At 37.0% G+C, this 654-nt stretch carries 1 protein-coding gene; it reads left to right on the forward strand.

Features of this window, described 5'->3' with window-relative positions:
• Positions 1 to 237: 237 nt before the first annotated feature.
• Complete coding sequence (locus F972_RS12920; RefSeq protein ID WP_004756973.1) at positions 238 to 546, forward strand: hypothetical protein; 309 nt, start codon at positions 238 to 240, stop codon at positions 544 to 546.
• Positions 547 to 654: the final 108 nt, after the last annotated feature.

Consider the following 654-nt stretch of genomic DNA (forward strand, 5'->3'; position numbering starts at 1 on the left):
TATATTCAACAACAGCAAACACCGCATTAATGGCTTACGCCAGTCGCTTATATCCTCGGGCTAAACCCCGAGGTTTTACGCTCCAATGGATAAAATTAATGGAACTTTATCTTTTTTTGCAAAAATGTGATGCCATTCCACTTTTTCATTAATATTTATGTTTAAATTGTATCATTAAAGCAATAGTATATTTGCTTAGTTAGTCTTTTAGACTCGAAATCATGTAGGGGCGTATCAATGCGAGCATTAAAATTAGAAAAAACACTATGCTTAAGTCTATTTTTGGCATGTTCAGTCCAGTTCGGGCATGCTGCTGCAATTAAAGAAAGCAGTAACATAAAAACGATTGATAAAGCGACCTCATCTTCACTTATCGGCAAGGCGCTGGATCAGCAAAAACGCAACATCAGTATGATTCCAGCGACAGATGATGAATTGAAAATGCTGAACACCATCCGCACCACGCCAACACAGAATTTCTTTGCAACGCAGAACCAGCGTTTTTCACGTTTTGTGCAGAGCCTGTTCCAACAGCAAAATTCCTGATCTTTTAAATATGTATAGGACTTACGCACTATTATTTATAGATTCTCTGTGATAGCAGATGATTTTTATCGAGAATAAAGTCATCAATGAAGTTTTTGATAACTGGTC

It is taken from the genome of Acinetobacter sp. CIP 102529, assembly GCF_000368325.1.
GTDB classification, from domain to species: domain Bacteria; phylum Pseudomonadota; class Gammaproteobacteria; order Pseudomonadales; family Moraxellaceae; genus Acinetobacter; species Acinetobacter parvus.

Excerpts from the sequence above, each read along its gene's own strand:
- F972_RS12920 (WP_004756973.1), top strand. The coding sequence starts at position 238 with ATGCGAGCATTAAAATTAGAAAAAACACTATGCTTAAGTCTATTTTTG.